The sequence below is a fragment of the Brochothrix campestris FSL F6-1037 genome (genome assembly GCF_000525915.1).
Classification (GTDB): domain Bacteria; phylum Bacillota; class Bacilli; order Lactobacillales; family Listeriaceae; genus Brochothrix; species Brochothrix campestris.
The window spans coordinates 1-799 of sequence record NZ_AODH01000087.1 but is presented as its reverse complement, the minus strand read 5'-3'; the positions used below and the strand labels follow the sequence as shown (position 1 = coordinate 799).

General features: G+C 44.7%; 1 protein-coding gene. It reads right to left on the bottom strand.

All coding sequences use genetic code 11. From position 1 onward, the window contains the following. Nucleotides 1-8: 8 nt before the first annotated feature. Nucleotides 9-799: MSCRAMM family protein (locus tag BCAMP_RS14070; RefSeq protein ID WP_269479300.1), on the bottom strand; the 791-nt coding region annotated here is incomplete at its 5' end.

The window sequence follows — 799 nt, the reverse complement described above, 5'->3', positions numbered from 1 at the left end:
TGTTTCAATCACTTTTGGCTCGCCTGCTTGCTCTGCTTTAATTTCAAAACGCAACCGGGGGTTGTGTTTAAAATGTAACCTGTTGGCGCTTTTGTTTCTACAAAGCTGTATTTTCCTGGTGCTAAATCGTTAACCGTTACTTTTCCTTCGTCGTCCGCTTTTACTGATGCAACAACCGTATCAGTTTCATCAATCACATCGAAGGCTGCTCCTGCTAATGGTTTGCCGTCGGCATCTGTTTTTAGTATTGTTGCTGTGCCTTGATAATTCGCAAACGCGCCCGCATCGACTACTGTTGACTCCGCTGTCGGGTCAGCAGTTACTTCAAATGCAACCGGTGTTGTATTTAAAATGTAACCTGTTGGCGCTTTTGTTTCTACAAAGCTGTATTTTCCTGGTGCTAAATCGTTAACCGTTACTTTTCCTTCGTCGTCCGCTTTTACTGATGCAATGACCGCATCAGTTTCATCAATCACATCGAAGGCTGCTCCTGCTAATGGTTTGCCGTCGGCATCTGTTTTCAGTAATGTTGCTGTGCCTTGATAATTCACAAACGCGCCTGTTTCGATCACTTTTGGCTCGCCTGCTTGTTCTGCTTTAATTTCAAACGCCATCGCTGTTGGGTTAAGGATGTAACCTGCTGGCGCTTTTGTTTCTACAAAGCTGTATTTGCCTGGTGCTAAATCGTTAACCGTTACTTTTCCTTCGTCGTCCGCTTTTACTGATGCAACAACCGCATCAGTTTCATCGATTACATTGAAGGCTGCTCCTGCTAATGGTTTGCCGTCGGCATCTGTTT